The organism is Bacillus cereus group sp. N21 (assembly GCF_016483395.1).
Lineage (GTDB): Bacteria > Bacillota > Bacilli > Bacillales > Bacillaceae_G > Bacillus_A > Bacillus_A pseudomycoides.
Genome location: NZ_JAEHBX010000002.1, coordinates 1 through 25,222 on the forward strand (window position 1 = coordinate 1; position 25,222 = coordinate 25,222).

Genomic DNA, 25,222 nt, shown 5'->3' on the forward strand with positions numbered 1-25,222 from the left:
ATAACGCACCATGCGTGGAAAGTTGAAGCGACGAATCGTTTGTTCAATGAGTGTATATTTTTCACATGGTGTTAACGTTTCTTCTGTAACGCCTGCCTTTCGAGTTCGTCTAACTTTTTTAAGAATGCCAGTTCCGCTTCTAGAAAAGCAATACGAGGTTCTGCTTTCTTTAGCTTGTCATCGGAAGATAACATTTTTGTAGAAGGGCGACCAGCACTTCCTTTTCCACGGCGTTCCGTATAGAATCCTTCTTCTCCAAATTGTTCATACGTTTTTCTCCAACGTTTTAAACATTGATTTGGTTTTCTTTCACCAATGATCTCTAAATCGAATCCATTCTCCAGGAAGATTTGATTTGGACCTTTCCCACTTTGATTTTCTTTCACAGCTTTTATTTTAAAATCAGAACAATAGGTAATAGAACGTTCTGATACCTTCACGACATTTTCATTCTTCTCTAGTTGCTTCATTTGCATTTCATTAAAAATAATTTTACTCATTTCCCGTACCTCACTTTTATCATTGTTTCCATTATAACGAGGAATGAGTGTAAAGATACACAAAAACCCCGAAGCATGGACTTTTTTTAAGTGTCCACGATTCGGGGTACAGTTCATTGTAAACAATTGGGCTTTTTTATTAAGAACTTTTTTCTTGTATATCTTTAATCAAAACTTCTCTCGGCTTACTACCTTCATAAGGTCCAACTACACCATTCATCTCCATCGCATCAATTAAACGCGCCGCACGTGTATATCCCACTCGGAATCTACGTTGTAACATAGAAACAGAAGCCGTTTGCATTTCTACAACAAGCTGAACCGCTTCATCATATAATTCATCTTCTACTTCTTTTCTTGTCTCTGGTACATCCTGTGGAATCATGTCCTCTTGATATTGCGCTTTTTGTTGTCCAACAACATATTCCACAACTCTTTCCACTTCATCATCTGATAAAAATGCACCTTGTACACGAACTGGTTTCGATGCTCCAATTGGTATGAACAGCATATCCCCTCGTCCTAATAATTTTTCAGCGCCTCCGCCATCAAGAATCGTTCGAGAGTCAGTTTGTGAAGACACAGCAAACGCAATACGTGATGGAATATTCGCTTTGATAACACCTGTAATAACATCAACAGATGGGCGCTGCGTCGCAATAATTAAATGAATACCAGCAGCACGTGCCATCTGTGCTAGGCGCATAATTGCATCTTCTACATCTGAAGAAGCAACCATCATTAAATCGGCCAACTCGTCCACGATAACAACAATGTATGGAAGCTCAGGCTGTTTTGCTTCTGATTGTTCATTATGATGTCTAATGTATTCATTATATCCTTCAATGTTACGCGTTCCGCTATGAGCAAATAATTCATAGCGACGCTCCATCTCACTCACAACTTTTTTCAAAGCTTGTGATGCTTTTTTCGGATCCGTTACAACAGGTGTTAATAAGTGCGGAACACCATTATATACGTTCAACTCTACCATTTTCGGATCAATCATCATTAATTTGACTTCATGTGGTTTGGCACGCATTAAAATACTAACAATAATACCATTAATACATACACTCTTTCCACTACCAGTCGCTCCAGCTACTAATAGATGGGGCATCTTATTTAAACGTGCTAATACTGCTTCACCAGTAATATCACGCCCAAGACCAATTAATAACTTTTCTTCCGGATGATTATTCGCTTTCGAATCAAGTACTTCTCTAAGCGTTACCATAGAAACCTCTGAATTTGGAACTTCAATCCCTACCGCGGATTTCCCAGGAATAGGGGCCTCAATACGAATATCTTTCGCAGCTAATGCGAGTGCTAAATCATCACTCAAACTAACAATTTTACTTACCTTTACTCCCATATCAGGATACACTTCATATTTCGTAACTGCAGGTCCTTTATGCACTTTCGTTACTTTTGCCTTTACACCAAAACTTTGAAAAGTACGTTCCAACTTACGAGCATTTTCATAAATTTTCTCATTTTCATTTGTAACCTGTTTATTTTTTGGGAACTTCAATATATCGATAGAAGGAAGCTTGTAATCTTTGTTTTCCACATTTGAAAATTGCATTGGAAGAGCTTTTGTTTCTCCTTCCAGAGATTCAACAATTTTTTCTCCTCGTTTCTTTTGTGTTCGTTCTTTTGATGCAGATGGAATCTCTTCCTCTGCCATAGAAGGCGGCGCAATCAACTCATTTGCAATCTCATCTTCACTTTCCTTATCTTTTTCTTCACTAACTGGATAGTTCTCTGTAAAATTCGAAATAATTGGCGGTCCAATTTCTATCTCTTCTAACGGCTCAGTAATTTCTTCTTCGCTATCAAAACGTTCACTACGCGTACGCCTTGTCGTTTTTTTCTTTTCTGTTTGTTCAGCAGTACGTTTCGATCTCCAATCCTTGTAATCCCCTTGCATCCCCTGAAATTGACTTCTGAGTATTCGTCCAACCGGGGCTAACACTTCCCCAATGTGTTTGTTTGTAATGCAAAGTATACCAAGAATAACAAGAATGATACCTATAATGTAGGCTCCTACTTCATCAAACAAAAAGTAGCATGTAGCAAACATAAGGGCACCAACCATCCCCCCGCCTAAGTGAACGGACTCTACTACACCTTTCTTCATCTCATAAAAAAATAAATCTTTTGTACTGACAATCACAGATGTATTTTCTACGGTTCCTTCTTTTGAAAGCAAATTAAATAATGTAATATGACTAAACATTACTATTGCTAATACAATTAAATAGACACCGATTAACCGTTTATTTAAAAGGTTTGGCCATGCGCGCTTTATAACAAATGCAATCGATAATGCAATCACACCAAGCACACCAATTATGTACCATTCACCAAAGAAAAAGCGAAAGAAGAAAACAAACGATTTCCCTACAATACCTAGCTGTAAAATTGTAATGATTGAAAGTGCAAAAAGAGTCAATCCGACGATTTCGTAATACAAAGTTGGCTTTATCGTACGTCTTGCTTTTGATTTCGTCCCTCTTTGCTTTTGTTTTGCCATTTCTTCACCCCAAGTCCAAAAATTAAGTACGACTTTCATTCATTGAAAGTATTCTCTACATGTTGTTCATCACATCTTCTAGATCTGTTCATTTGACATTTTACACTTCTTGTAAAATGTCAAATGAACAGAAGAAAGCAGCCTAATCATGGCTGCTCAACCGTCTTGTTTTTTATATTATACCATAGCTTCTACACAAAATCCTGCTTTTTGCTAAAAGGTTATTTTCTGGCCTGGTTCATACTGTAAGTAGTGGGATGGATTTGTACTTAGCACACGAACAACGGAATAATATTGACTACCCTCTTCAGATACAATCATCTCTACTCCATTTACATTCACTATTTTTTGTTGTTCATACTGTGAATAATCAGCCTGATAAACAAGTTGCTCTGGCATAATTGTATACAAAATCATTGCAGCAACTTCCCGTCTTGATTTCCATCTGTTCGCATGTCTATTAATTCATTCAACTTTCGAATCGCATCCCCGATACCACCGACATCATCTATAAGGCCATACTTTACTGCATCTATTCCAATTACATTTGTTCCAATATCTCGTGTTAAATTTCCCTTCGCAAACATAAGCTCTTTAAAACGATCTTCCGTCACTTTTGAGTGTTTTGTTACAAATCGAATTACACGTTCTTGCATTTTATCCAAATACTCAAATGTTTGCGGCACACCAATAACAAGACCCGTCAGACGAACTGGATGAATCGTCATCGTTGCAGTTTCAGCAATAAACGAATAATCTGTTGACACTGCAATTGGCACACCTATCGAGTGCCCTCCACCTAAAACCAAAGATACAGTTGGCTTCGATAATGAAGCTACCATTTCAGAGATTGCCAACCCAGCTTCAACATCACCACCAACAGTATTTAGCAATAAAAGTAACCCTTCAATTTTTGGATTTTGCTCAATTGCCACAATTTGTGGAATTACATGTTCATATTTCGTCGTTTTATTTTGCGGTGGAAGCTGCACATGTCCTTCTACTTGTCCAACAATCGTTAAGCAGTGAATACGTGATTCATTCATTTGCGGAACATTCGTTTGACCAAGTTGTTGGATTTTTTCTATTACTGACGCCTCTTTTGAATCCTCTTTCGGTTCTGCTTCTTTTTCCTCATTTGTTAAACCATCACGTTCTGTCATGTCGCATCCCCTTTCACTCTTATACAACTATTATTTCTTAAGTTGTAAATTTCATGCGATAGGGATAAAAAAGAAAAAACCACCGATAAAGGTGGTTTTTCTTATACTTCCATGATAATTGGTAAAATCATCGGTTTTCTCTTCGTTTCCTCATACAGAAACTGTCCTAATAATTCACGAATATTTTGTTTTAGCATGGACCATTCAATAGAATACTCTTTAATGGACTGTTCAACAATTGTACGTACAATATCTGTAGACCTTTCGATTAACGCTTCAGATTCACGAACATACACAAAACCACGCGAAATAATTTCTGGTCCAGAGATGATCTTTTTCTCATCTTTTCCAAGCGTTACAACAACGACTAAAATTCCGTCTTGTGATAACATCTTACGATCACGCAAGACAATATTTCCGACATCACCTACACCTAATCCATCAATAAGAACATTACCCGCTTGTACCTTACCAGCTTGCTTTGCCTCTTCGCCCTCAAAAGCAATTACATCGCCCTTTTCTACAATAAAAATGTTTTCTTTCAAGACACCAACATCTTCCGCCAAATACGCATGTGCTTTTTGCATACGAAATTCGCCGTGTACGGGTATAAAATATTTCGGTTTCATTAAATTCAGCATCAATTTCAATTCTTCTTGACTACCATGACCCGAAACATGAACTTTTCTTTCTCCATAATAAACAACTTCTGCACCAGCCCTAAATAATAAATCAATAATTTTAGATACTGATATTTCATTTCCCGGAATTGGAGAAGCTGCAATGATAACTGTGTCTCCTTTACGGATTGAAATTTGTTTATGAGCTTGCTTTGCCATTCTTGAAAGAGCTGCCATCGGTTCCCCTTGACTACCAGTTGTTAAAATCGCTACCTTCTTCTCCGGGAAATTATCTACCTCTTGCAATGAAATAACCATACCATCTGGAACGTCTAAATATCCAAGACGCCTTGCAATATCTACCACTTTTACCATACTACGACCTACAACGGCCACTTTACGGCCTGTTTCAGCAGCTGCATCAAATACTTGTTGAATACGATGTACATTAGATGCGAAAGAAGCAACGATGATACGTCCTTCTGCATTATAAAATACTTTTGAAATTTCTATACCAACTTCTTTTTCAGACCCCGTGTAACCAGGACGTTCAGCATTTGTACTATCTGATAACAGACAAAGAACGCCTTCATTTCCAATTTGCGCCATCTTTCCAAGGTCTGCCCCACTGTTGCCAATTGGTGTTTGGTCAAATTTAAAATCTCCTGTATATACAATGGCTCCTTGTGATGTATGGAAGCACACACCAACAGAATCTGGGATACTGTGTGTTGTTCCAAAGAATGAAACCGTTGTCGTATTAAATTCTACAGCCGAATTCGAATCAATTGTTTTTAAGTCTACACGGCCTAGCATTCCCGCTTCACCGAGTTTTTCTTGTATAAGACCTACCGTTAACTTCGTTGCATACACCGGGATGGAAAGTTTGCGCAGCACATAAACAATTCCACCAATATGATCTTCATGACCATGTGTAATAAATAAACCTTTTACTCGCTCTTGATTTTCTACTAAATATGTAATGTCAGGGATAACAATATCAATTCCAAACATTTCGTCTCCCGGGAACATCAATCCTGCATCCACAATAAAAATTTCGGAATCAATTTCCACACAATACATATTTTTCCCGATTTCACCTACTCCACCAAGAGCAAATACCTTTACAGAATCAATCTCTTTTCTCTTCATGTTGTTGCCTGGTTTAAAAATCTTACAAACACTGATTTCACTAAAATCGTAGAGACACCAGGGAAGCTCTACAACCACCATATATTCACCGTCCAAGACGAATGTCCTTACCGTTATGCGATATCATGTTCTTGTTCGTTTTTTAAACCAGGTTTCACCTCTCTTTCATTATATAAATCAAATATCTTATGCGATATGATATAAAAATTCCGTTAAACCATAATTTTTTCCAATTTTGCTAAGCATACCCGTACTAAGCTACTTAGCCATATTATAACTGATACCAGAAATAGAACACAAGTTAATTTGCGAGAAAGAGAAGAGAAGCATAGAAATTTTATATAAATTGAACTACCCCCGCCTTCACTTCGTTTAGAGGAGGGGGTCTTCTCGGTTAAAATGATAAATAAAAAATGGCCTAGTTTTTACTAAGCCATTTTTTATTTAGCGAGGAATCGATTGGATTACTTCTTGTAATGTTAATCGTTCTTCTTCTGTTAATGGAAGAAGTGGAAGACGTACAGATCCTACGTCTAATCCAACCATTTGTAACGCTGTTTTGACTGGAGTTGGGCTCGGCGCCATAAATAATGCATTTGTCACTTTGACAAGTAACTGATGCAATTTCTGTGCTTTTTTGAAATCTCCTGCTTGGAATGCCGCAATCATTTCTTGCATTTCATTTCCAATCACATGAGATGCAACAGAAATAATACCTTTAGCTCCAACTGCCATAGCTGGTAACGTTAAACCATCATCACCGCTGTATACAGCAAAGTCGTCCGCTGTTTTTTCAATAATTTCTGTCATTGTTAATACATCGCCGCCAGCATCTTTAATTGCAACAATGTTTTGTATTTCTGATAAACGAACAACTGTATCAACGGAGATTTGTACAATAGATCGTCCTGGAACATTATATAGCATAACCGGAAGTTCTGTACTTTCAGCAATTGTTTTAAAATGCTGATACATGCCTTCTTGACTCGGTTTATTATAATACGGCGCCACTAACATAATTGCATCGACACCAACTTCTGTAGCTTTCTTCGTTAATTCGATAGAAGCATGTGTATTATTACTACCTGTTCCAGCGATTACGGGCACCCTTTTATCGACAACAGATACAACATGGCGATATAACGCTACTTTTTCTTCTGATGACAATGTAGGAGACTCTCCGGTTGTTCCTCCTACCACGATTGCTGTTGTACCGTTATCAATTAAATAATTTACCAATTTAGTTGTCTTTGCAAAATCGACGTTTCCATTTTTATCAAACGGTGTTACCATCGCTGTCGCAATTGTCCCAAAATCTATCATGGTCTCACTCCTTATTGTTCCAGTTGCTTTTCTTTTGAAAGCTCAAACGCACTATGCAATGCATTCACAGCTTCCACTAAATCTACTTCTTTTACAAGCACCCAAATGGTCGTATGACTATCTGCCGATTGTAAAATTTGAACACCTTTTTCTGCCAATGCTGTGACAATTTTCGCAGTAACCCCTGGAATACCTGCCATTCCAGCTCCTACAATAGATACTTTTGCACAGTGCTCCGTCACGATCGGATCATATCCAAGCTTATGAAGAACTTCAACAGCACGACTTGATACATTATCATTTACTGTGTAAGCCACACCTGTAGGCGAAATGTTAATTAAGTCTACACTAATTCCTTCATTTGCCATCTCTTTAAAAACATGCTTTTGTAAATCATACGATCCGTCTTTTGCAAGCACTTTAATTTGCGTCACGTTTGATACGTGAGCGATACCTGTAACAGGTCGTTCTTCTACATCACGGCCTTTTGTAGCACCATCATATGCAGCAATAAGTGTCCCTTCACTATCAGAGTACGTGGAGCGCACACGAAGTGGTACTTTTGCATGCATTGCAATTTCAACGGCGCGCGGATGAACAACTTTTGCACCTTGATAAGCCATGTTGCAAATTTCATTATATGTTACGTTTTGAAGATGACGCGCATCCTTTACAATCCTTGGATCAGCAGTCATCACACCTTCTACATCAGTAAAAATATCGATATATTCAGCTTGAAGCGCAACACCTAGTGCTGAAGCTGAAGTATCACTACCTCCGCGTCCAAGTGTTGTCGTATCGCCTTCTTTAGTTCGCCCTTGGAATCCAGTAACAACAACAGCATCTACGTTTTGTAACTCTCCATGTATACGATCACAATTCATTTCAATAATCTTTGCATTCGTAAAATCATCATTTGTTACAAAACCAGCTTGTGCACCATTTAGTGCTGCTGCTTTCACACCATTTTCATTTAGCATATTTGAAAAGACGATTGCCGAGATTAATTCTCCGCATGATAATAATAAATCTTGCTCACGTTTTGAAATGCTAGATTCCTGTTGATTTACAAGACTTAATAATGTATCCGTTGCATATGGTTCACCTTTACGTCCCATAGCTGATACAACCGTAACTACTTTATAACCAGCATCTAATGCTTTTTTAATATGGTGAAGTGCATGCTTACGTCCGTTTTCATCACGTACCGATGTACCACCAAATTTTTGAACAATAATTTTCATTTTTTGCACCTTCTCTTAGCCGTTTACACTAATTGTAATTTTACTAATCGTTCTGCAATTTGAACAGAGTTCCATGCAGCACCTTTTAATAAGTTATCAGATACGACCCAAAGATGGAATCCTTTTTCATTATTTAAATCTTTACGAATACGCCCAACAAATACTTCATTTTTCCCTACCGCAGTAGATGGCATTGGATATAATTGTTCTGCTGGATCATCTTGCAGTACAATTCCTTCCGCATCCGCAAGCAAGTTTTTCAGTTCTTCTACAGTTACGCCTTCTTTTTCCACTTCAATGTAAACGGACTCAGAATGACCTGATACAACTGGCAAACGTACACATGTCGCTGCTACTTCTAAATCGGGCATATGCATAATTTTTTTCGTTTCATTAATCATTTTCATTTCTTCAAATGTAAATCCATTATCTTGAAACTTATCAATTTGTGGAATGGCATTAAAAGCAATTTGGAAATGTTTTTTGTCACCTGATACAGGTAAAACATTTGCTTTTACTTCTTCTCCATTTAAGATTGCTTGTGATTGTTCATGAAGCTCTTCAATTGCAGCAGCACCTGCACCTGACACAGCTTGATATGTGGAAACGATTACTCGTTTTAAACCAAACTGCTGACGAATTGGTTCAAGAGCAACTACCATTTGAATTGTAGAACAGTTTGGATTTGCAATGATACCACTATGTTCTTTTAAGTCATTTTCATTCACTTCAGGTACAACAAGTGGTACATTTTCTGTCATACGGAATGCACTTGTATTATCAACCACAATTGCACCACGTTTTGCTGCTTCTGGTGCTAGTTGTTTCGATACAGATCCACCTGCACTAAAGAGTGCAATATCGACTCCTTCAAAGCTTTCAGGAGTTGCTTCTTGTACTGTGAATTCTTCTCCTTTAAATACAAGCTTCTTGCCTGCAGAACGTTTAGATGAAAGTAACGTTAACTTCCCAATTGGAAATTCTCGTTTCTCTAAAGTATTTAACATTTGTTCACCAACTGCGCCGGTTGCTCCAACTACAGCGACATGAAAAGATTTTTCCTTTTCCATCACTATGCCCCTTTCTAGATACCAATCCTTCTATACTTAGAATTAGAAGGAGTATAGAGTACTCCTTCTAATCTTAATAACATTAATTTTATCATATTCTGCGATAAGAATGATGGTTTCGTAAAAAATTGTCTGTTTTTTTTCGTTTTTTAATTCATATATCTGAATTTTTCTACAACAACTGGCTGTAATTGCTTCCCTTCTATTGCTTCTATAATTGTATCTTCAAGAAGTTCCATACGAGCTACCATTGAATTTGGTTTTTTTTCTGGTGCATCTTGCCCAAATGGCACAAAATAAATATGTTTTGTCGCCATTAAACGCATAAGGTTTACACCAACAAGATGACGACAAAGATATTTATTTTTTCACTTTCTTCTATTATATATAAACATGATGAGGAATTAAAAGAGAAACATACACAAGTGGTTGATTTACTTGAAAAAGCCAAAAATCTTTAAAAGTAAATAAAAAACCGACTACATTATGAGTCGGTTTTTCTTTTCATTTGTTCTTTACCTTTTAAAATATCTTCCTTATAAATATTAAAAAATGCTAGAAAAATAAAAGCAGCTATATATACAGCTGCTAAAAATTTATGTTCTAATAAGAATATATCTATTCTAATTTAACCATCTCATCCACTGTGTTTGTTATAAATAAAAAAATTACAAATTATAAATTTTCTCACTGTACAGATTGTTCCATTTGTTTTTGTTTTAATCGTTGTTCCAAAACATGAATCATAAAAAGGAAGTGCTCCGCTTCCCTTGTTACATGATCAGCTAGTAACGGATTAATTACATTTTTAATTTGACATGTTTGAATAAGCTCTAATCCAGCTTTTTTGAAATTCCTCAATTCAACTGTAGCATTTTCACTATCTTTATTCATTTTTCCGATAATTGGATATGTTGGTTGCTTTTGATATAACATTGATTCAACATCCCTCGCTTGACCAAGAAGAACTTCAAAATCATCACCAAATTTTAAAGCAGTATGAACTAAATTTCGTTCTGATTGATCAAGCAAGGAGGCAATAAAACGAGAGTGCTCCATCATAATCCGTAGCCAAAATACATTTTCACTAATAATTGCATCCTGAATCGGATCCATTTTTCCTTCATTAAACTTTTGAAGCGTCCTCATAAAATATTCTGCTTCACGTGCAATATGATCTACTAATAACGGAAAGTTGAACCCACTTACTTTACAATTAATAATTAAAATTAACAGATTTCTTTTATAATTACGAAATGCATAAACGAGTTGAATACTTTCCTCATTTAATTGCCTAACTGCTTGAACAGTTTGAGGAATAGAAAACGATTTTTGCAAATGTCGGTCAAAAAGTTGAAAAAACTGTTCTACTTGTTGAATTAAATTTGTATCTTTCCGATTAAATCCTTCACTAAGAAATAGAGCATGTTCCTTCATAATTCTTAACCAAAATTGATTTTCTGTTAATGACCTTTCAATAAAAAGTTGTTCTGTTAATGATTCTGATGGAGCTGCTTTCAATTCTGGTGGTAGAAGCATTGCTCGTTGAGGATCCATAACAAAATGACCAGGAATAGGTTGGTTAGAAATAGGTTGATGACTAGACATAAAAATCACTCCTTATTTTCTAAATCTCATCATTTTACTGTATATAAAAATTGAGACACTACAGTTAGGAAGTGTATTATTATTTCTGAATTTTATAATAACTTCTAACAAGATACCTTTTTTACATAAAAGGTGTTTTTATACAAATTCCATTTGTCACCTGGGGCTGGTTGATCTACTCCCTTAATACAGTGTTTATGCCTATCATCCTCAGTCGTATAAAAATCATAATAATGAACATGCATCCCATTCCCAACCGGAATTGCTGATCCAGAATATGCCTTATAATAATGCGTATGTCCATCCTCAAAAAGAACATATCCTTCTGTGTAATGTATGTGTCCTCCATCCTGCGCAGGGATTGGTGGGGATGTAACATCTAAACATTGATGTACATGTCCTGCCTCAACAGATGTATAATCCACTGATCCATGGTTATGATTAGGTACAAATCCAGAAACAAAATCAGTTTTTCCTACTCTGTTCATTCTTTTCATTCCCCTTATACGAAAATAAATTCTATAACTAATATGCTTTTCATCCTAAGATAATTACTACTATTCATTATTGAAACTAATAAAAACCATTATATGTATTATCTCTATATTTAAGTAAACACTATTCTATTATATATAAGTAGAATAATAGGTTAGTAAACAAGCAGTTTTTTTACTAAAACATAGAATAATATGATCCTTAATTGAAGGGAGGTATAGAAATGTGCTGGGAACATGATTGTTGGGAGTCTAAGGACAAGCACCAGTGTGATTGTTGTAAGTGTAAAAAGAAGCGTCATTGTGATGATTGGAAATCTAAAGACAAGCACCAGTGTGATTGTTGTAAACCTAAGAAAGAAAAGTGTTGTTGTAAATGTTTCATTATTTGTTGTCATTGTAGTCGAAAACATTGGTAAGATTTTCAATGTGAAATATTATCAAAATACGCATTCTTAGAGGAAAAAGACACGCCTTTTGAGTTTATACCAATAAATCATAGATTATGTTAATCTAGTATGATTATGGTATACAAAAGCTGACTAATTGTGGTCAGCTTTTTCTGTTGTCAAAGAAAAAAGAAGAATTATTATAAAAATTAAGCGTGAAGAAGAAGCCTTATATCCTAATAGAAACAGAGAAAAGTGCCATTTTCAACTGGGGAAGATAGCACTTTTAGTTTTATATGAATACATTGAGCATTGACTACATATAATTTTTAATAGATTCGAGAGAACCACAAAAAAAGAGCATTCTCCTCAATTCAGAATGCTCTTTTTTCATTTCCCACTTCACATGTACATAGGCTTCATTTGCTGTTATATAGTATGTTTTGTCTTTACTATTGTGTACTTTATATTGTAAGAATCGTTCACTGTTACTTTCTCATTCTTCCTTTACTTTTCCAAACATCTTTTTGAAATAAAAATAATCCCAAACCATGTTTTTATTTTGAAATTTATCTTTAAAATACCATTTTGGTAATTGAAATGTCTTTTGGACAACTTCTATATTAATAGCTCGCTTTATTAGATTGAATTTTCAGAAATTTAAAAACTAATCATACATCGCTTGACCTAACTATATAGTTGAAAAGAAACATACATCAACAAAGATAAAATAATAGGGAGGAATTATCTATTGAAAAGTAAAATTGGTGTTTTTTTACTTGCGTTATCTTTGGTTTTTGGTTGCATCCTTTTTAACCCCTCAGTATCGAATGCAGAATCCTTATCCAAGGAATATGTTCCGAACCAAATTATTGTAAAATTTAAAGGTGGTACTTCTCTTAGTAAAACTCAAGAATTTCATAAATCAGTAGGAGCTGAAGTTGTATCAAAAGATGATGTCTTGAGGTTTGAAGTTGTTAAATTTACGAAAGGTACTGTCAAAGATAAAATAAAGATTTATAAGAATAATCCTGATGTAGAATATGCAGAACCAAACTATTATTTTCATGCATTTTGGACTCCTAATGATCCCTATTTTAGTAATCAATATGGGCTACTAAAAATTCAAGCACCTCAAGCATGGGATGCACAAAGGAGTGCTCCCGCTGTCAAAATAGCTATTGTCGATACCGGTGTACAAGGTAATCATCCTGATTTATCCTCTAAAGTTATATACGGCCATGATTATGTAGATAATGATAGCCAATCAGATGATGGAAATGGTCATGGTACACACTGTGCGGGTATTGCGGGTGCTCTTACAAACAATAATATTGGAGTTGCAGGAGTTGCTCCACACTCCTCTATATATGCAGTCCGAGTACTTGATAGTCAAGGAAGTGGTACTCTTGATGCTGTAGCAAAAGGTATCAGAGAATCTGCCGATGCTGGAGCAAAAGTCATTAGCTTAAGTTTAGGAGCTTCTAATGGAGGAACTGCATTACAACAAGCCATTCAATACGCTTGGAATAAAGGTGCTGTGATAGTTGCAGCTGCAGGAAATGATGGAAATACAAGACCAAATTATCCTGCTTATTACAATGAAGTAATTGCAGTTGCATCTACAGATCAAAATGACCAAAAATCTTATTTCTCAAATTATGGAAGCTGGGTGGATGTAGCAGCCCCTGGTTCAAGTATCTACTCTACGTATAAAGGCAACACGTACCGATCATTAAGTGGTACATCTATGGCAACCCCACAGGTGGCAGGAGTTGCAGGATTATTAGCAAATCAAGGCTACACTAACGTACAAATTCGTCAAATTATTGAAACCACATCTGATAAAATCTCCGGAACAGGAACTTATTGGAAGAATGGTAGAGTGAATGCAAATAAAGCTGTACAGTATGGAACTATGTTAAATGAGAATAAAGCTTCATAAATAAAAAACCGACTCATATGAAGTGCACCCCAATTGTTAGACACAATTAACAATTGGGGTGCGTTTCACATAGGAATCGGCTGTTTTATTTTACTTGTACATAATACGGACTAGCTGTAATGTAATATACATTATCTCTGCCTTTTTTCACTTTATACTGTGGTGAACCATTTACAGAAACTTTATCAATAAACTTGAATCCTAACCCTGTATCTACAGTACCAGCAACGTCTTTATCCTGCCAAGATGGAGAATCATAGAAACGTAGGTTGTCCACTTTGGACACAACACGTTTACCTGCAATCGGATTAACTGGTTCTTTCTTCTCAAACTTGATGTAAGAAGGATTGTTATATACCCACTGATTCCCACCAAGATTTAACCATCCATCTTTTTCTCCCCATACTTTATAGGATTCTGGTTTATTTAACTGACGAATAACAGAGTAACTTGCATCTGGTCCCTTGCGAAGATTTACATTGTAACCTTCAATATATGCAATGCCTTCCACATTCGCTACTGGTTCGCCTGGTTTAGATGATTGTTCTGGAACAGAAACATCACTGTTATTATATGTACGTTTTACATCAGCACGAAATTGTGCTTCTGATACACCGTGACTACGTAAGTAATCAAGTGGATCTTCATGATCAGTGCCGCCAAGATATTTCGTTACATCATAGTGAGTCCACAATCCTTTTTCTACAGATAGATTGTTATCTTTTAAGATTTTCGCTAACAATTTAACGTACTTTTCATATGAGCGTTTAAATTTACCATAGTCCCTTGTTTCACAAAGCTCAACGTGTATAAAACGCTTATTAGCACCTGGACCCGCACCATAAGCAATGTATTTTGTATCAGCAATTTGAATTGTTTCGTTCCAATCCACAGCATAATGAACAAATGCGGAACGCCATGTACGAGACTCATATTTTTGAATATTAATAGCTGGTGCTTCTGGTGTTGCTGTACTGTGAGCAACAACGCCTTCATAAGCACCTACACCATAGCGATATGGTTGTTTCGGTAAATCTGGAATAAGTAAAACCCTATCAGCAAATGCACCTGTAACAAACGAAAATAAAATAAGTAGCGTTGCAAAAACAGAAGTACATAGTTTCATTGTTTTCTTCATTGCACATTTCCTTTCCCCAGGATTTTTTGTTTGATATCTGATACATCTTTTGATAGTGAACCAAAGGCTTTTGCTTGTTCTTCGATGACTTGTTGGTTTTTTTCAATGACTTTTTGATACTGTGCTTCACGCTGCTCATTCTTTTTTTGCGTAGTAAAAAGCATCCACACGAATAACGCTGCGAATGCTCCTTGTTGAATCATTGAATTGAAAATCTGTTCCTCCATCGTTCCCATCCCCTTTTGGGCAATAAAAAAGAAGCATCAGTTATGCTCCCTTTTCATTGCTATCTAACTGACAATACCCTTTACTGCTTACCATTACTTAATTGGATATGATAGCGAAAATGATACATAGCGAGTTTGCGATTCTGGAAGATAAGTAGAAACTCTTCCGTCTGCATGAACAATCACATCGGCTGCAACTGGACGATTTGGATCGTTATCTAAATACGCTGTAGCAGAAAAATAAGAATCTTGGCGTGGTGCAATATCTGGTGTTATTCTTGTGAATACTTGTTGGTTTTTAACCAATCTAATCGCACCTGTCATGTGAACCCAGTTTCCATGTCTACGTAGCATTGGAGGTGTATCAGTGTCAGCTACTGCATTTGTGATAATAAGCTCTTCCCAAGGTACATCGTCCTCATAAAAAAGCCCTTCACCATCCATCCAAATGCTACTTTCATAATTACCTTTATTTAAGAAGATAGCACCTGCTTCCTTATCCTCACTGAAGAATCCTGGAATTAAACCGAAACGTCTTCGGACCTCTTTAATTACCTCTTCAACTACTGCTTGATTTACCTCATTAGAATTATTAGTCATTATTAAACATCTCCATCGAATTTTTTTTGTTTGATTTTTTGATTCTCTTTAATCGACTCTTATTTATCTTTTTCTACATTGTTCTCACCCCCTTTCGAGCAAAATAAAAAGAGAGACGATTGTCCCCCTTTATAATCACATTTAAACATATACTTTAAATACCACCTTTTATTATCAATCCTAAAACTGCCATAACTATTGCACTAATAACAATTCGCAAAATCCATGTGGTATTCATGCTAATTTTTTCTAACTGCCTATTAATTGTAGAAATGTCTTTTTCGTTAATAGTTGTACGAGTTTCTAAATTGCGAATATCTCTCATGATTTCTTTTTGTTCCGTTTTTAGGCTTTCAATTTTTTTATATACGTCTTCCATACGCTCACACCCTTCATTAATCTTAATAAGTCAATCTTTATATACTATGAGACAACCCTATTCACTGTGAATGTAATTCAGATGTTTGCGTATCAAATCCGTATTTTATCCAAAATAAAAAAGCCTGCTTTTGCACACTTACTTATTAAACCGCACTATTTTCATCTAAACCTTTTGATAACTGGGTAACAGTAGTTCTTGCTTCCCAAACATAAATCTGATCTTTGTCTTTATTGTTATAAACAACTTTGAATTTTTGCCCTGCTGTAAAGTACCACTGAAAACTACCTGTCATCCTAACCCATTTACTTACATAGCCCGCAATTTCTCCTGCAATTTCATGTTCTTCAATTGTTTTTCCACTTGCATCTAATATGTGGATTTCTAGAATATGTTCAGCATCCGCTGTTTGGGCTAATGCAGACAGGTAAGCATGTACATCATAGATACCACTTTCTTTAATGTGAAATAGACCACCAGAACGATCTACACTTCTATTAAAACCCCAACGAGGAAGATCATTAAACTCTACAATCCACTTTCCGCTATTGTAGCGTTTTTCTTTATGAAACCAAACAGCCACATTAGAAGGAGCTTGAAGTTTATTGTGGATTAAGAGATCAGCTTCAACTTTAACTTTTTTATATTTCGAGTCTTTACTAATAACTAAAGCATCAGTTTCTTCTTCTAAAATTGATTTACCATTCAAAAGCAATCTCTTCTCGTCAAATCCCCATAATGAGAACAATTTTTTCACATCTTCAAACGATGGATGTTCAACCCAACCTAACCAGCCTTTTGCATCATCAATATAATTAGTCCAAAGTTTATTTTGGTAATCTTTCGCAAAAATAAATCCATAGGTAGGGGAATTTATAAATGAGATGCCACGCCAAGATTTAGCATTAGGTGTATTTCCTTGCACACTTCCATGACAATATATTGTGTTTATCCCTAGTCCCCTGGCTACAATTTCATCAAGAATATTTTTTGTAGGATCACTAACCGAGATTAACGCACCTCCTATATCTGTTGTGATTTTGGGTACTTGAACATTATTTGCATTAATTAATTTTGTTAACTCTACGATTAGTTTATTTGTATCATCAATTTCTTTTCGATATCCTGCTACTTGTTCCAATGCTTTTTCAAAATCAGAAATATAACTTTCCAGTTTGATATTTCCTTCTTTAACATCTCTTCTTAAAACAATTCGGATATCGGGTGTACTTGTACGCTCTGAATCTCCCTTTTCTATAACAAAATAAGCCATCCATTCGTTAGAAGTTGAGACTGCTTTAGCAGGTAATATATATTCGATGATTCCGTTACTTACATCAATAATTTTGGCATCATCCCGAATAAACTGTTTATTATTCGTTGCTTCATACTTTGCTACATATCCAGTTAAATCAACTACTCTACCATTATCTTTTAGATATACAGTTAGTTTTAAACCATTTTTATCATTTTGGCGTGAACGAATTGTCTTGGTGAATACTGGATCAGCTAAATCAATTGTAATTACTTCGTTTCTCATTTCGTTATACTCCTTTCAATCACACTTTTTTTAAGACGTCTAGGTGGTCTTCTTGTGCGTTTTGGTCTTCCTCTATGCTTTACATTTCCTTTAGGTTGTTGTGGTTCTATTTTTTCAATTCTGGCATCTGTTTTGGTTACGTATTCTTGAACCCCTTTTGCTAATTGTGAAAGCATACCGTATAAACCTACGCCTGTTTCTTCCTCTTCATTTGGAATAACTAAACCATAATGTGTTGGAATTCCATCAGTTGTAATTGGTGGTTCTTCTTCTTTTCGATTCATACGCATATCATAAAGTTTCGCCATATCTGTTTTAAGATTGTATTGTTTAATATCCCAATTCATTACTTTGTCTAATGCACTAAACGCAATATCCCGAATGTTCGTTTTGTATTTTTTCTTTGATGATACTTTAAAATCAGCAGCTAAAATCCCACCATAAAATGAACCAGTGCCAGACATAACTTGAAGGTATCCATTTGCAGAATTAGAATTTCGTAGCAAAGAATACTGAAGCACTAAGTCTGTATCACCGCTAGAAGAAGTTTTTACCGAAAAGATTCTCTTTCCATTTTGATGAAAATAAAATCCCTTCCCTGCTGTAAAATGCATATTCTCTTCAGTCGCTTCAAGCATGAGATTCTTTTTACTTTTCGCTGCGAAATCTGTTGCAGCAGAAAAATTCATGTATGAGTATAATGAATCTATATTCAAAGAATCTTCCGCTTTTATAATCATCTTTCCGTTTTGGTCAAAGAAAATATTTGCTGGAAAGTACAAATCTGTTTTACTTCCGCTTATATACCCTCTTGTGATACCAATACCGCCAGCTTTGGGATATGAGTCAGATTGTTGATATACTGCTACTGCCCCTTGTGAAGCGGTTATATCATCGTTTCCACCTAAAAAGATAGTGGGCTGCATTTCTTTTCTTGAGTTTATATAATATCCTAAAAACATACGGGCAATGTCTGACTCAAACAAACGTATAAATTGTTTTGATATACTTACGTAGTTTTTTGTATCAGACGTTCTTAAAGTAGCACCGTTTATTTCTCCACCTTTTATTAAATTACCACTAAGTGTTCCAGCGGTAATAAAGTCAGCTACAATTCGCCCGTCCATTGTCATAGCAAGTCCATATGGACCATTGATTCCAGTACTTGAATACCCTAAACCGTTAATATTCCATTGCCAAACCTTTGTAGCTGTCATTTCATCTTTTGTATCCATAATTAAAATTCTGTCTGGATGAATACGAACATGACCACCAAAACCACTATTAATAAGATTGGTTGCATGTTCTTTTGCTGCATCTAAAATATCATATGGCATATCTTCTAAGTTATTTTGCATCTGATCCAGCTTATTGGCTAAGTTTGTAAAGGATTCTTTAAAATTCCCAATCGTTAAGTCGATATATTTCTTTTCAATTGGATCATATTTATATGCATTTACTTTTGCTTGAATATGAAGGTTATCTTCTTCATGGTTGATAGTAACGATATCCCCCATATAAACCTTTTGTAAAACGGCATAGTCTTTATATTCTTCTGTTTGTGATAGTTCTAGAAATTCAACTTTGTATGTTGCTTTTGGTTGATCTACTCTTTGAATCTCATACATTTCTTTTACAGCTTTACGCAATAATTTATACGCTTCTTCCAATGGAACTGCATCTTCATCTTTTGCATGATCTCCAATAGCTGCTTTTATATCTTTAAATTCCACCACTCTAATTTTAGGATGAGGATATTTATTTATAAGTGGACTATCAACATATTTTTCTGGTAAAAGCAAACCATCAAACCCTTGTGGCATAATCCTTGTAACAGGGCTTTTCCAATCAACATTTCCTTCATATCCTAATAAATCTTTTTTGTGTTGAATGACAACTCCTCTATCCATTCCCCGATTCTTTAACATTTTCACATCAAAATTATCTCGTTTTAATTCGCCACCCCAACGATTGATAAAAGAGTTATCTTGATTATTATCTAAAATCACTTCGACTGGATTTTTCCGTACAATACGAGCACTTGCAATCGTTGGTACATCAGAATAAAAGGTAAACGGATGCTTATATTGACATCCTGCTGATAAACGATTCATTGCACCGTTTCCGTTTGTTGTTTGAATAAATATATCCTCAATTAAGTTCTCAGTTAAATCATAGAAAATGTGATAACATTGTACTTTTAATTCACCCATGCTTGGTTTAGGTGTCACAACTCGAAATAATTGATCTCCATCGGGTGTTGGTGCTTTAACAATGCTCATACCATCAATTTTTGTTCCGTGAGGAGCAAATAAAGGATAACTAAAAGTAAATACAAATAAACCGTTGAGTTCTTCCTCAACAGTTGCATCATAAATATTGTTGTCTAAAACCCCTATTCCATTGTGTGTAAAATCTGTTTCATTTGCTCCATATAGTGTAATCATATGTATCGCCACCGTGGTTCAATTAAAATTTTATTTACATTTCCAGACCATGTAATTGTATTTTCTCCAACTTGGAAAATAGGGAAACTCCCTACTGTTTTTATTGGCTTTGTTCCCTCATAAGCAATGAGAAGTTCAGAATCAACTATAACAGAATTGGTTACTCCTTTTATCTGAAAGGAAACGTCATTTATCATGATTCGCACATCACCATTCCCGAAAATCTCGAATTTAGGAGCAGATTCATATGTTCCTATATTCATAAACATTTCTGATTTCGTTATTACAAATGGAACGGATTCAACATATTCAAAAGGATCAAGTGTAAATTCCACTTCAAACTCTCCAAATTCTTCAATTTCATTTGCAATATCACCAATTTCTACATGTTTGATTTTTCGATATACCTCATCATCTGTAAAATAGAGGGTTTTTCCATTCATAAGCCAAACTTTTATGTCACGTACTAAAGGTTTTATATTTTCTTCTTCTAGCAAATTTAATTTAATTTTATAAGGGACATCCTCAAATGCCCCTTTTTTTGTGAGTGATCCGTGTCTTCCTGGTACTTCTATGTGCTCTACTTTTTGTTTTGCTGTAGGAATTGATGGGCGATCTACCATACATAAACCGTAGTCACTCGCTAATTCTTTATTAATACCAATGTCTAGCAAATCAATTCCTCCCTATGCCAATATTTAAGTTACGTCCTTTTTGTGCAAACCAATCATCCGCTTTTTCAAACATACGATCAATGTCACGTTCATTTCGAACAGTATTATAAAAATTAACTTCAATTGGTTGGTGATTACTGCCTTCCCCTGTTGTTGTTCCTGCCATATTAGGAAGACCATTTAAAAGCGCATCTCCTAATGCATTAGGTACGTCAAATGCAACAATTTGTGCCAATTGTGCAGCTGCATTTTGTATTGTTTCTGCAACATTTCTTGTAAGTAAGTTCAATTGTCCACCAATACCAGCTGCTTTTTCTGAAGAACTTAAAAGTGTAACCGATACTTTATTTCCTTTTTTACTGAATAATTCGGGCCCAGCTTCACCAGCAATGAATTGTCCATCTCCAAGAACATGACCACCTTTTGCAAGCATTGGTACATGTGGAATAGTTGGTGCATCAACACCGGGAATTTTATTTAATAGATTAGCAGGTGTATTAAATCCATCAATGAATTTATTAATCATACTAATAATGCCATTAATGACTGTTCTGATACCGCTTTTGATACCATCCCAAACACCTAATACAGCAGATTTCATTCCATTAAAAGCACCCTCTACTGCACTGGTAACCCAACGAACAGGTGTCATAATTGCTTCTTTTAATCCATTCCAAACACTAGAAGCTGTTGATTTAATACCTTCCCATATACTTGAAAGAGTAGATTTTATGCCATTCCAAACACTGCTGCTTGTACTACTAATTGCATTCCAAACAATAGATATTGCTGATTTTATGTTATTGAAAATTGGAGTTACTACAGAAACAATAGAATTCCAAATGCTTGATAAAACATTTTTTATTGTGTTCCATATTGTGCTTGTAGTAGAACTAATTGTATTCCATACAGAAGCAATAAAATCTTTAATGCGATTAAAAATAGGCATGACAAAAGAAACTAGCCCATTCCAACAAGTAGATAAGAAGTTTTTAATCGCTTCCCAAACCGTACTTGTAGTAGAACTAATTGTATTCCATACACCTGTAATAAAATTTTTAATCCCTTCAAATATTGGTGTTGCAAAGTAAGAAATAGCAGTCCAAATTGCTTGTAAATATTGACTGATAAAATTCCAAACCGTTTGAATTACAGTAGAAATACCATTCCAAATCAATGAAAAGAAATCTGCAATCCCTTGTAAGACTGGTGTCAAAAAGGCTACAATGCCATTCCAAATGCCCATAAAGAATGTTGAAATAGCAGTCCAAGTTGTTGTGAAAAATGTAGCAATCCCCTGTAAAACTGTAGTAATAAACAGTACAATGTTATTCCAAATCATTGTGAAAAATTCTGAAATAGCAGTCCAAACAGTTGTTGTAGTTGTGCTAATCATATTCCAAGTATTAGTCAATGTTAGAAGTAAACCCTCCCAAATACCTATTAAAAATTCCTTAATAGCGTTCCAAGTATTTATGGTCCATTCTTTAATGGAATCCCAATTCTGAACGATTCCAACAACCAATCCAACAACAGCCGCTATAATGATTGGGATAATTGCGATCCATCCAAGCATTGCCCCTGCCGTAATTCCAAATGCACCAGCTAATGCACCAGCTAGTGGTGCAAGTGAGGATAGAATGATTAGCAAGGGACCAATGGCGGCAACAATTCCACCAACTATTATGATGATCTTTTGAGCAGTTGGAGATAAATTATTAAATCCATCTGATACGGTTTTTACTGCACTTGAAATAGAAGGCATGATATCTTTTGCTAAAGATAATAAAACTTTTCCTAAAGGTTCAAGAGCAGCTGCTAATTCTCGCAACATACTTTTAAATTGTTGCCCAAACGCTTCCTCTTGGAGCTTTTTCATGTTATCCATAGCGCCTTCAGTTTTGCCTAGTCCACCATTTAATTCGTTTAGATGCAAAACAGCTTCTGCACCCATATCTTCCCATTTCGTACCGAACAGAGCAACCCCAATCTGATTAGCTTTTACTTTATCATCCATTTGCTTTAAATCGTTTAATACAGCATCGAACACATCAGCTGTAGTTGCTTTTCCTTCATTGAAACTTGCCCAAACGCCTTGAGTTTCTTGCGATAACTCTCCAAAGCCTTCAGTAACACCTTTTGAACCATCTTGCACACGAATTCCAAATTCTTTTATAAGGTCATTAATATAATCAAGATTGTAAGAACCATCACGAGTACCATTTGCTAGAATATTAAACATCTCATCAGCAGAAAAACCTGCTTGTTTAAACAGCGGTGCATATTCTGAAAGATTATCAAACAATTCATCCGAATAGTTCAAACCTTCTTGAGCACCTGCAGCAAGTAAATCAAATGTTTCTTCTGTAGATAATCCGAATTGACTCATTAATTGACCTGCACCACGAGTTGCTTCATTCAGATCAACATCATATGTTTGAGCAAGTGTTAATACATTTTCAGTTGCATCTTGTAATTCCTCATGTGGAACATCACGCATATTTTGAAATACTTTTATTAATGCTGTATCGACTTCTGCCAGATTTTCACCAAATCCATTTTTCCAAGTACTTTCTGCTATCTTTTCAAGATTTTGAGCACCTTCGGATGTTAAACCTAAACTTGCTTGGATTTTTCTTTGTGAAGCATCCATATCAGAAGCTACTTTCATTGCTCCTGCACCCAAACCTAAAATAGCTGGTGTTGCAGTTGTAGACATAGCTTCCCCAGCACTTCGCATTTTTTCGCCAGCAGCATTAATTTTTTCTGATGCTTGGCTTGCAGTGTTTGCTTGTTCAGATAATGCTGAATTTGCTTGTTGAACTTCATTTTGCAATTGTTGTTCTGCGGCTCTTAATTGTAATAATTTCGTTTCAAGCTTATTCACTTCAGCAGCATTTTCACCATACTGTGATTTAGCAGCTTCTAATTTCTGTACACAATTTTGTGTTTGTTGAGCAGCATTTTGCTGTGCTTGTTCCAAATAATGAATTTTTGCAGTTAATTTTTCAGATTCAGTTGCATTATTACCAAGTGCGGCACGTTGCAAATCATATTCAGCACGTAATTTTGCTGATTTATTTGCAAGACTAGTTTCTTCTGCACTTAATTTATTTAATTCTTGTGCAGCAGCACTATTTTGTTGTCCTAATCTTTGAAGTGCTGATTCTGTTTCTTTAACTTGATTTGAAAACTTTTGTTCAGCTATTTGAGCATTGGCTAATTGACGTGCAAGCTTTTCAACTTCTATAGAGTTTTCACCATATATAGCTTTTGCTTTACTTAATTGTTGTTCAGTTGCTGCAACTTTTTGCGCTGCTAATTGTTGTTGTTGCTGTAGGTATCCTAGCTTTGCAGCTAGTTTTTCTGTTTCTGTACCACTTAATTTAAGTTGTTCTTGTTGCAAGGTGAATTCTTGACGTAACTTTGTACTTTCATTCTTCATTTCACCCATTGCTTTATTAAACTCTTGATTGAAAACTTTAAATGTTATTTTGGATTCTGGACCATTTGCCATATTCTCACCTGCCTTTCTTTAACGTGGATTGGCTTTCCAACCATCAAAAGCAAGTTTTCCTTCGGCTATTCGCTCCACCGATGCAACAGGAAAGTGCCAAAATGTATCTGGATCAATCCCATAAATTAAAACGTAGAGAACATATTTGTCCTCTACGCATTCAATGTTTATTTTCGGTGGTTGAATTTCTTTTTTCCCGTTTTTGTACTTTGGGATAATCCTTTTGTAAATCCGTTTTGTTGTCCTGTTGTTACACCAGAAATTAGTTTTGCATATAATTTCACTGTTTCATCAAAGGAGTAATGGAATCGCTCTAAAAACGCATCAAAATCATAAGGGAAATTTTTATTTGCACCTAAACATCCTAAATAAATGATCTTTTGTAATTCAACTTCGTCAATTCCCTGTAAAGCAGTGCCATCTATGCTATCAAGTTTGTTTGGATCAACGTTCACTAAATCTTTTAATTTAAATAAACCCTGTAAAAGAGATTCTTCAAGTAACCCTAAATCTTTTCCCTTTTTCACTGCATAATTTGTAATGTAACAAGGGACAGTTTGTTGATTTTTAGTTACTCTTTGGAATTGTCCATTCTCTAACTGTGCAGTTTCTACTTCTTGTAATTTTACAATTTCGACTTTCATCAATTTGTT

Annotated in this window: 21 protein-coding genes and 2 pseudogenes; 2 read left to right on the forward strand and 21 right to left on the reverse strand. The window is 35.5% G+C overall.

The annotated features are described in order from the left end of the window. Nucleotides 1–71: 71 nt before the first annotated feature. The 11 genes and pseudogenes from JDS96_RS01025 to JDS96_RS01075 form a co-directional block, all read right to left on the reverse strand. Nucleotides 72–500 carry an HTH domain-containing protein gene (locus tag JDS96_RS01025; RefSeq protein WP_199665763.1) on the reverse strand — a complete coding sequence of 143 codons (429 nt, stop codon included), beginning with the start codon at nucleotides 498–500 and terminating at the stop codon, nucleotides 72–74. 139 nt (nucleotides 501–639) lie between these two features. Beyond that, the gene (locus JDS96_RS01030) at nucleotides 640–3,039 is read right to left on the reverse strand and encodes a DNA translocase FtsK (RefSeq protein ID WP_199665764.1); all 2,400 of its coding nucleotides are present in this window, start codon (nucleotides 3,037–3,039) and stop codon (nucleotides 640–642) included. Nucleotides 3,040–3,252: 213 nt separating this feature from the next. Further along, nucleotides 3,253–3,456 (reverse strand): YlzJ-like family protein, encoded by a 204-nt coding sequence (locus JDS96_RS01035; RefSeq protein ID WP_018782288.1) that lies wholly within the window; start codon nucleotides 3,454–3,456, stop codon nucleotides 3,253–3,255. Next, nucleotides 3,453–4,202: a ClpP family protease gene (locus JDS96_RS01040; protein WP_003203721.1), complete on the reverse strand. Its 750-nt coding sequence runs from the start codon at nucleotides 4,200–4,202 to the stop codon at nucleotides 3,453–3,455. The genes JDS96_RS01035 and JDS96_RS01040 overlap by 4 nt, the downstream gene beginning before the upstream one ends. Nucleotides 4,203–4,303: 101 nt before the next feature. After that, entirely contained in the window at nucleotides 4,304–5,974 is a 1,671-nt protein-coding gene (locus JDS96_RS01045; RefSeq protein WP_006095695.1) for a ribonuclease J, read from the reverse strand. A 444-nt stretch (nucleotides 5,975–6,418) separates the two neighbouring features. Further along, nucleotides 6,419–7,297, reverse strand: a complete 879-nt coding sequence (dapA, locus tag JDS96_RS01050; RefSeq protein WP_003203717.1) for a 4-hydroxy-tetrahydrodipicolinate synthase — start codon at nucleotides 7,295–7,297, stop codon at nucleotides 6,419–6,421. Between the two features lie 11 nt (nucleotides 7,298–7,308). Next, nucleotides 7,309–8,541: an aspartate kinase gene (gene dapG, locus JDS96_RS01055; RefSeq protein ID WP_018782290.1), complete on the reverse strand. Its 1,233-nt coding sequence runs from the start codon at nucleotides 8,539–8,541 to the stop codon at nucleotides 7,309–7,311. Between the two features lie 23 nt (nucleotides 8,542–8,564). Then, entirely contained in the window at nucleotides 8,565–9,611 is a 1,047-nt protein-coding gene (gene asd / locus JDS96_RS01060) for an aspartate-semialdehyde dehydrogenase (protein ID WP_199665765.1), read from the reverse strand. A gap of 149 nt (nucleotides 9,612–9,760) precedes the next feature. Next, nucleotides 9,761–9,955, reverse strand: a pseudogene (gene spoVFB / locus JDS96_RS01065) (dipicolinate synthase subunit B); the annotation flags it as partial. Nucleotides 9,956–10,298: 343 nt separating this feature from the next. After that, nucleotides 10,299–11,219 carry a DUF2935 domain-containing protein gene (locus JDS96_RS01070; protein WP_199665766.1) on the reverse strand — a complete coding sequence of 307 codons (921 nt, stop codon included), beginning with the start codon at nucleotides 11,217–11,219 and terminating at the stop codon, nucleotides 10,299–10,301. A 104-nt stretch (nucleotides 11,220–11,323) separates the two neighbouring features. Continuing rightward, entirely contained in the window at nucleotides 11,324–11,707 is a 384-nt protein-coding gene (locus JDS96_RS01075; RefSeq protein ID WP_199665767.1) for a YmaF family protein, read from the reverse strand. A 276-nt stretch (nucleotides 11,708–11,983) separates the two neighbouring features. Between JDS96_RS01075 and JDS96_RS01080 the strand changes: the two genes are divergently transcribed. Then, a complete protein-coding gene (locus tag JDS96_RS01080; protein ID WP_199665768.1) occupies nucleotides 11,984–12,172 on the forward strand; it encodes a hypothetical protein in 189 nt (62 codons plus the stop codon). Nucleotides 12,173–12,502: 330 nt separating this feature from the next. On the opposite strand, the pseudogene JDS96_RS31820 reads toward JDS96_RS01080, so the two are convergent. Next, a pseudogene (locus JDS96_RS31820) lies at nucleotides 12,503–12,597 on the reverse strand (N-acetylmuramoyl-L-alanine amidase); the annotation flags it as partial. A 256-nt stretch (nucleotides 12,598–12,853) separates the two neighbouring features. On the opposite strand from JDS96_RS31820, the gene JDS96_RS01085 reads away from it, so the two are divergent. Beyond that, nucleotides 12,854–14,047, forward strand: coding sequence for a S8 family peptidase (locus JDS96_RS01085; RefSeq protein WP_199665769.1), 1,194 nt, complete (start codon nucleotides 12,854–12,856; stop codon nucleotides 14,045–14,047). 85 nt (nucleotides 14,048–14,132) lie between these two features. On the opposite strand, the gene JDS96_RS01090 is transcribed toward JDS96_RS01085, so the two are convergent. From JDS96_RS01090 to JDS96_RS01130, 9 genes are all read right to left on the reverse strand, one after another. Then, nucleotides 14,133–15,185 (reverse strand): N-acetylmuramoyl-L-alanine amidase, encoded by a 1,053-nt coding sequence (locus JDS96_RS01090; protein ID WP_199665770.1) that lies wholly within the window; start codon nucleotides 15,183–15,185, stop codon nucleotides 14,133–14,135. After that, nucleotides 15,182–15,412, reverse strand: a complete 231-nt coding sequence (locus tag JDS96_RS01095; protein WP_199665771.1) for a BhlA/UviB family holin-like peptide — start codon at nucleotides 15,410–15,412, stop codon at nucleotides 15,182–15,184. The genes JDS96_RS01090 and JDS96_RS01095 overlap by 4 nt, the downstream gene beginning before the upstream one ends. A 93-nt stretch (nucleotides 15,413–15,505) precedes the next feature. After that, entirely contained in the window at nucleotides 15,506–16,012 is a 507-nt protein-coding gene (locus JDS96_RS01100) for a hypothetical protein (protein WP_199665772.1), read from the reverse strand. A 154-nt stretch (nucleotides 16,013–16,166) separates the two neighbouring features. Then, nucleotides 16,167–16,391, reverse strand: a complete 225-nt coding sequence (locus tag JDS96_RS01105; RefSeq protein ID WP_199665773.1) for a hemolysin XhlA family protein — start codon at nucleotides 16,389–16,391, stop codon at nucleotides 16,167–16,169. A gap of 145 nt (nucleotides 16,392–16,536) precedes the next feature. Continuing rightward, nucleotides 16,537–17,931 (reverse strand): BppU family phage baseplate upper protein, encoded by a 1,395-nt coding sequence (locus tag JDS96_RS01110; RefSeq protein ID WP_199665774.1) that lies wholly within the window; start codon nucleotides 17,929–17,931, stop codon nucleotides 16,537–16,539. Further along, nucleotides 17,928–20,378 carry a phage tail spike protein gene (locus tag JDS96_RS01115; protein ID WP_199665775.1) on the reverse strand — a complete coding sequence of 817 codons (2,451 nt, stop codon included), beginning with the start codon at nucleotides 20,376–20,378 and terminating at the stop codon, nucleotides 17,928–17,930. The genes JDS96_RS01110 and JDS96_RS01115 overlap by 4 nt, the downstream gene beginning before the upstream one ends. Then, nucleotides 20,375–21,052, reverse strand: a complete 678-nt coding sequence (locus JDS96_RS01120) for a phage tail protein (protein ID WP_199665776.1) — start codon at nucleotides 21,050–21,052, stop codon at nucleotides 20,375–20,377. The genes JDS96_RS01115 and JDS96_RS01120 overlap by 4 nt, the downstream gene beginning before the upstream one ends. Before the next feature lies 1 nt (nucleotide 21,053). Beyond that, a complete protein-coding gene (locus JDS96_RS01125; protein ID WP_199665777.1) occupies nucleotides 21,054–24,569 on the reverse strand; it encodes a phage tail tape measure protein in 3,516 nt (1,171 codons plus the stop codon). Between the two features lie 167 nt (nucleotides 24,570–24,736). After that, nucleotides 24,737–25,213 (reverse strand): hypothetical protein, encoded by a 477-nt coding sequence (locus JDS96_RS01130; protein WP_199665778.1) that lies wholly within the window; start codon nucleotides 25,211–25,213, stop codon nucleotides 24,737–24,739. Nucleotides 25,214–25,222: the final 9 nt, after the last annotated feature.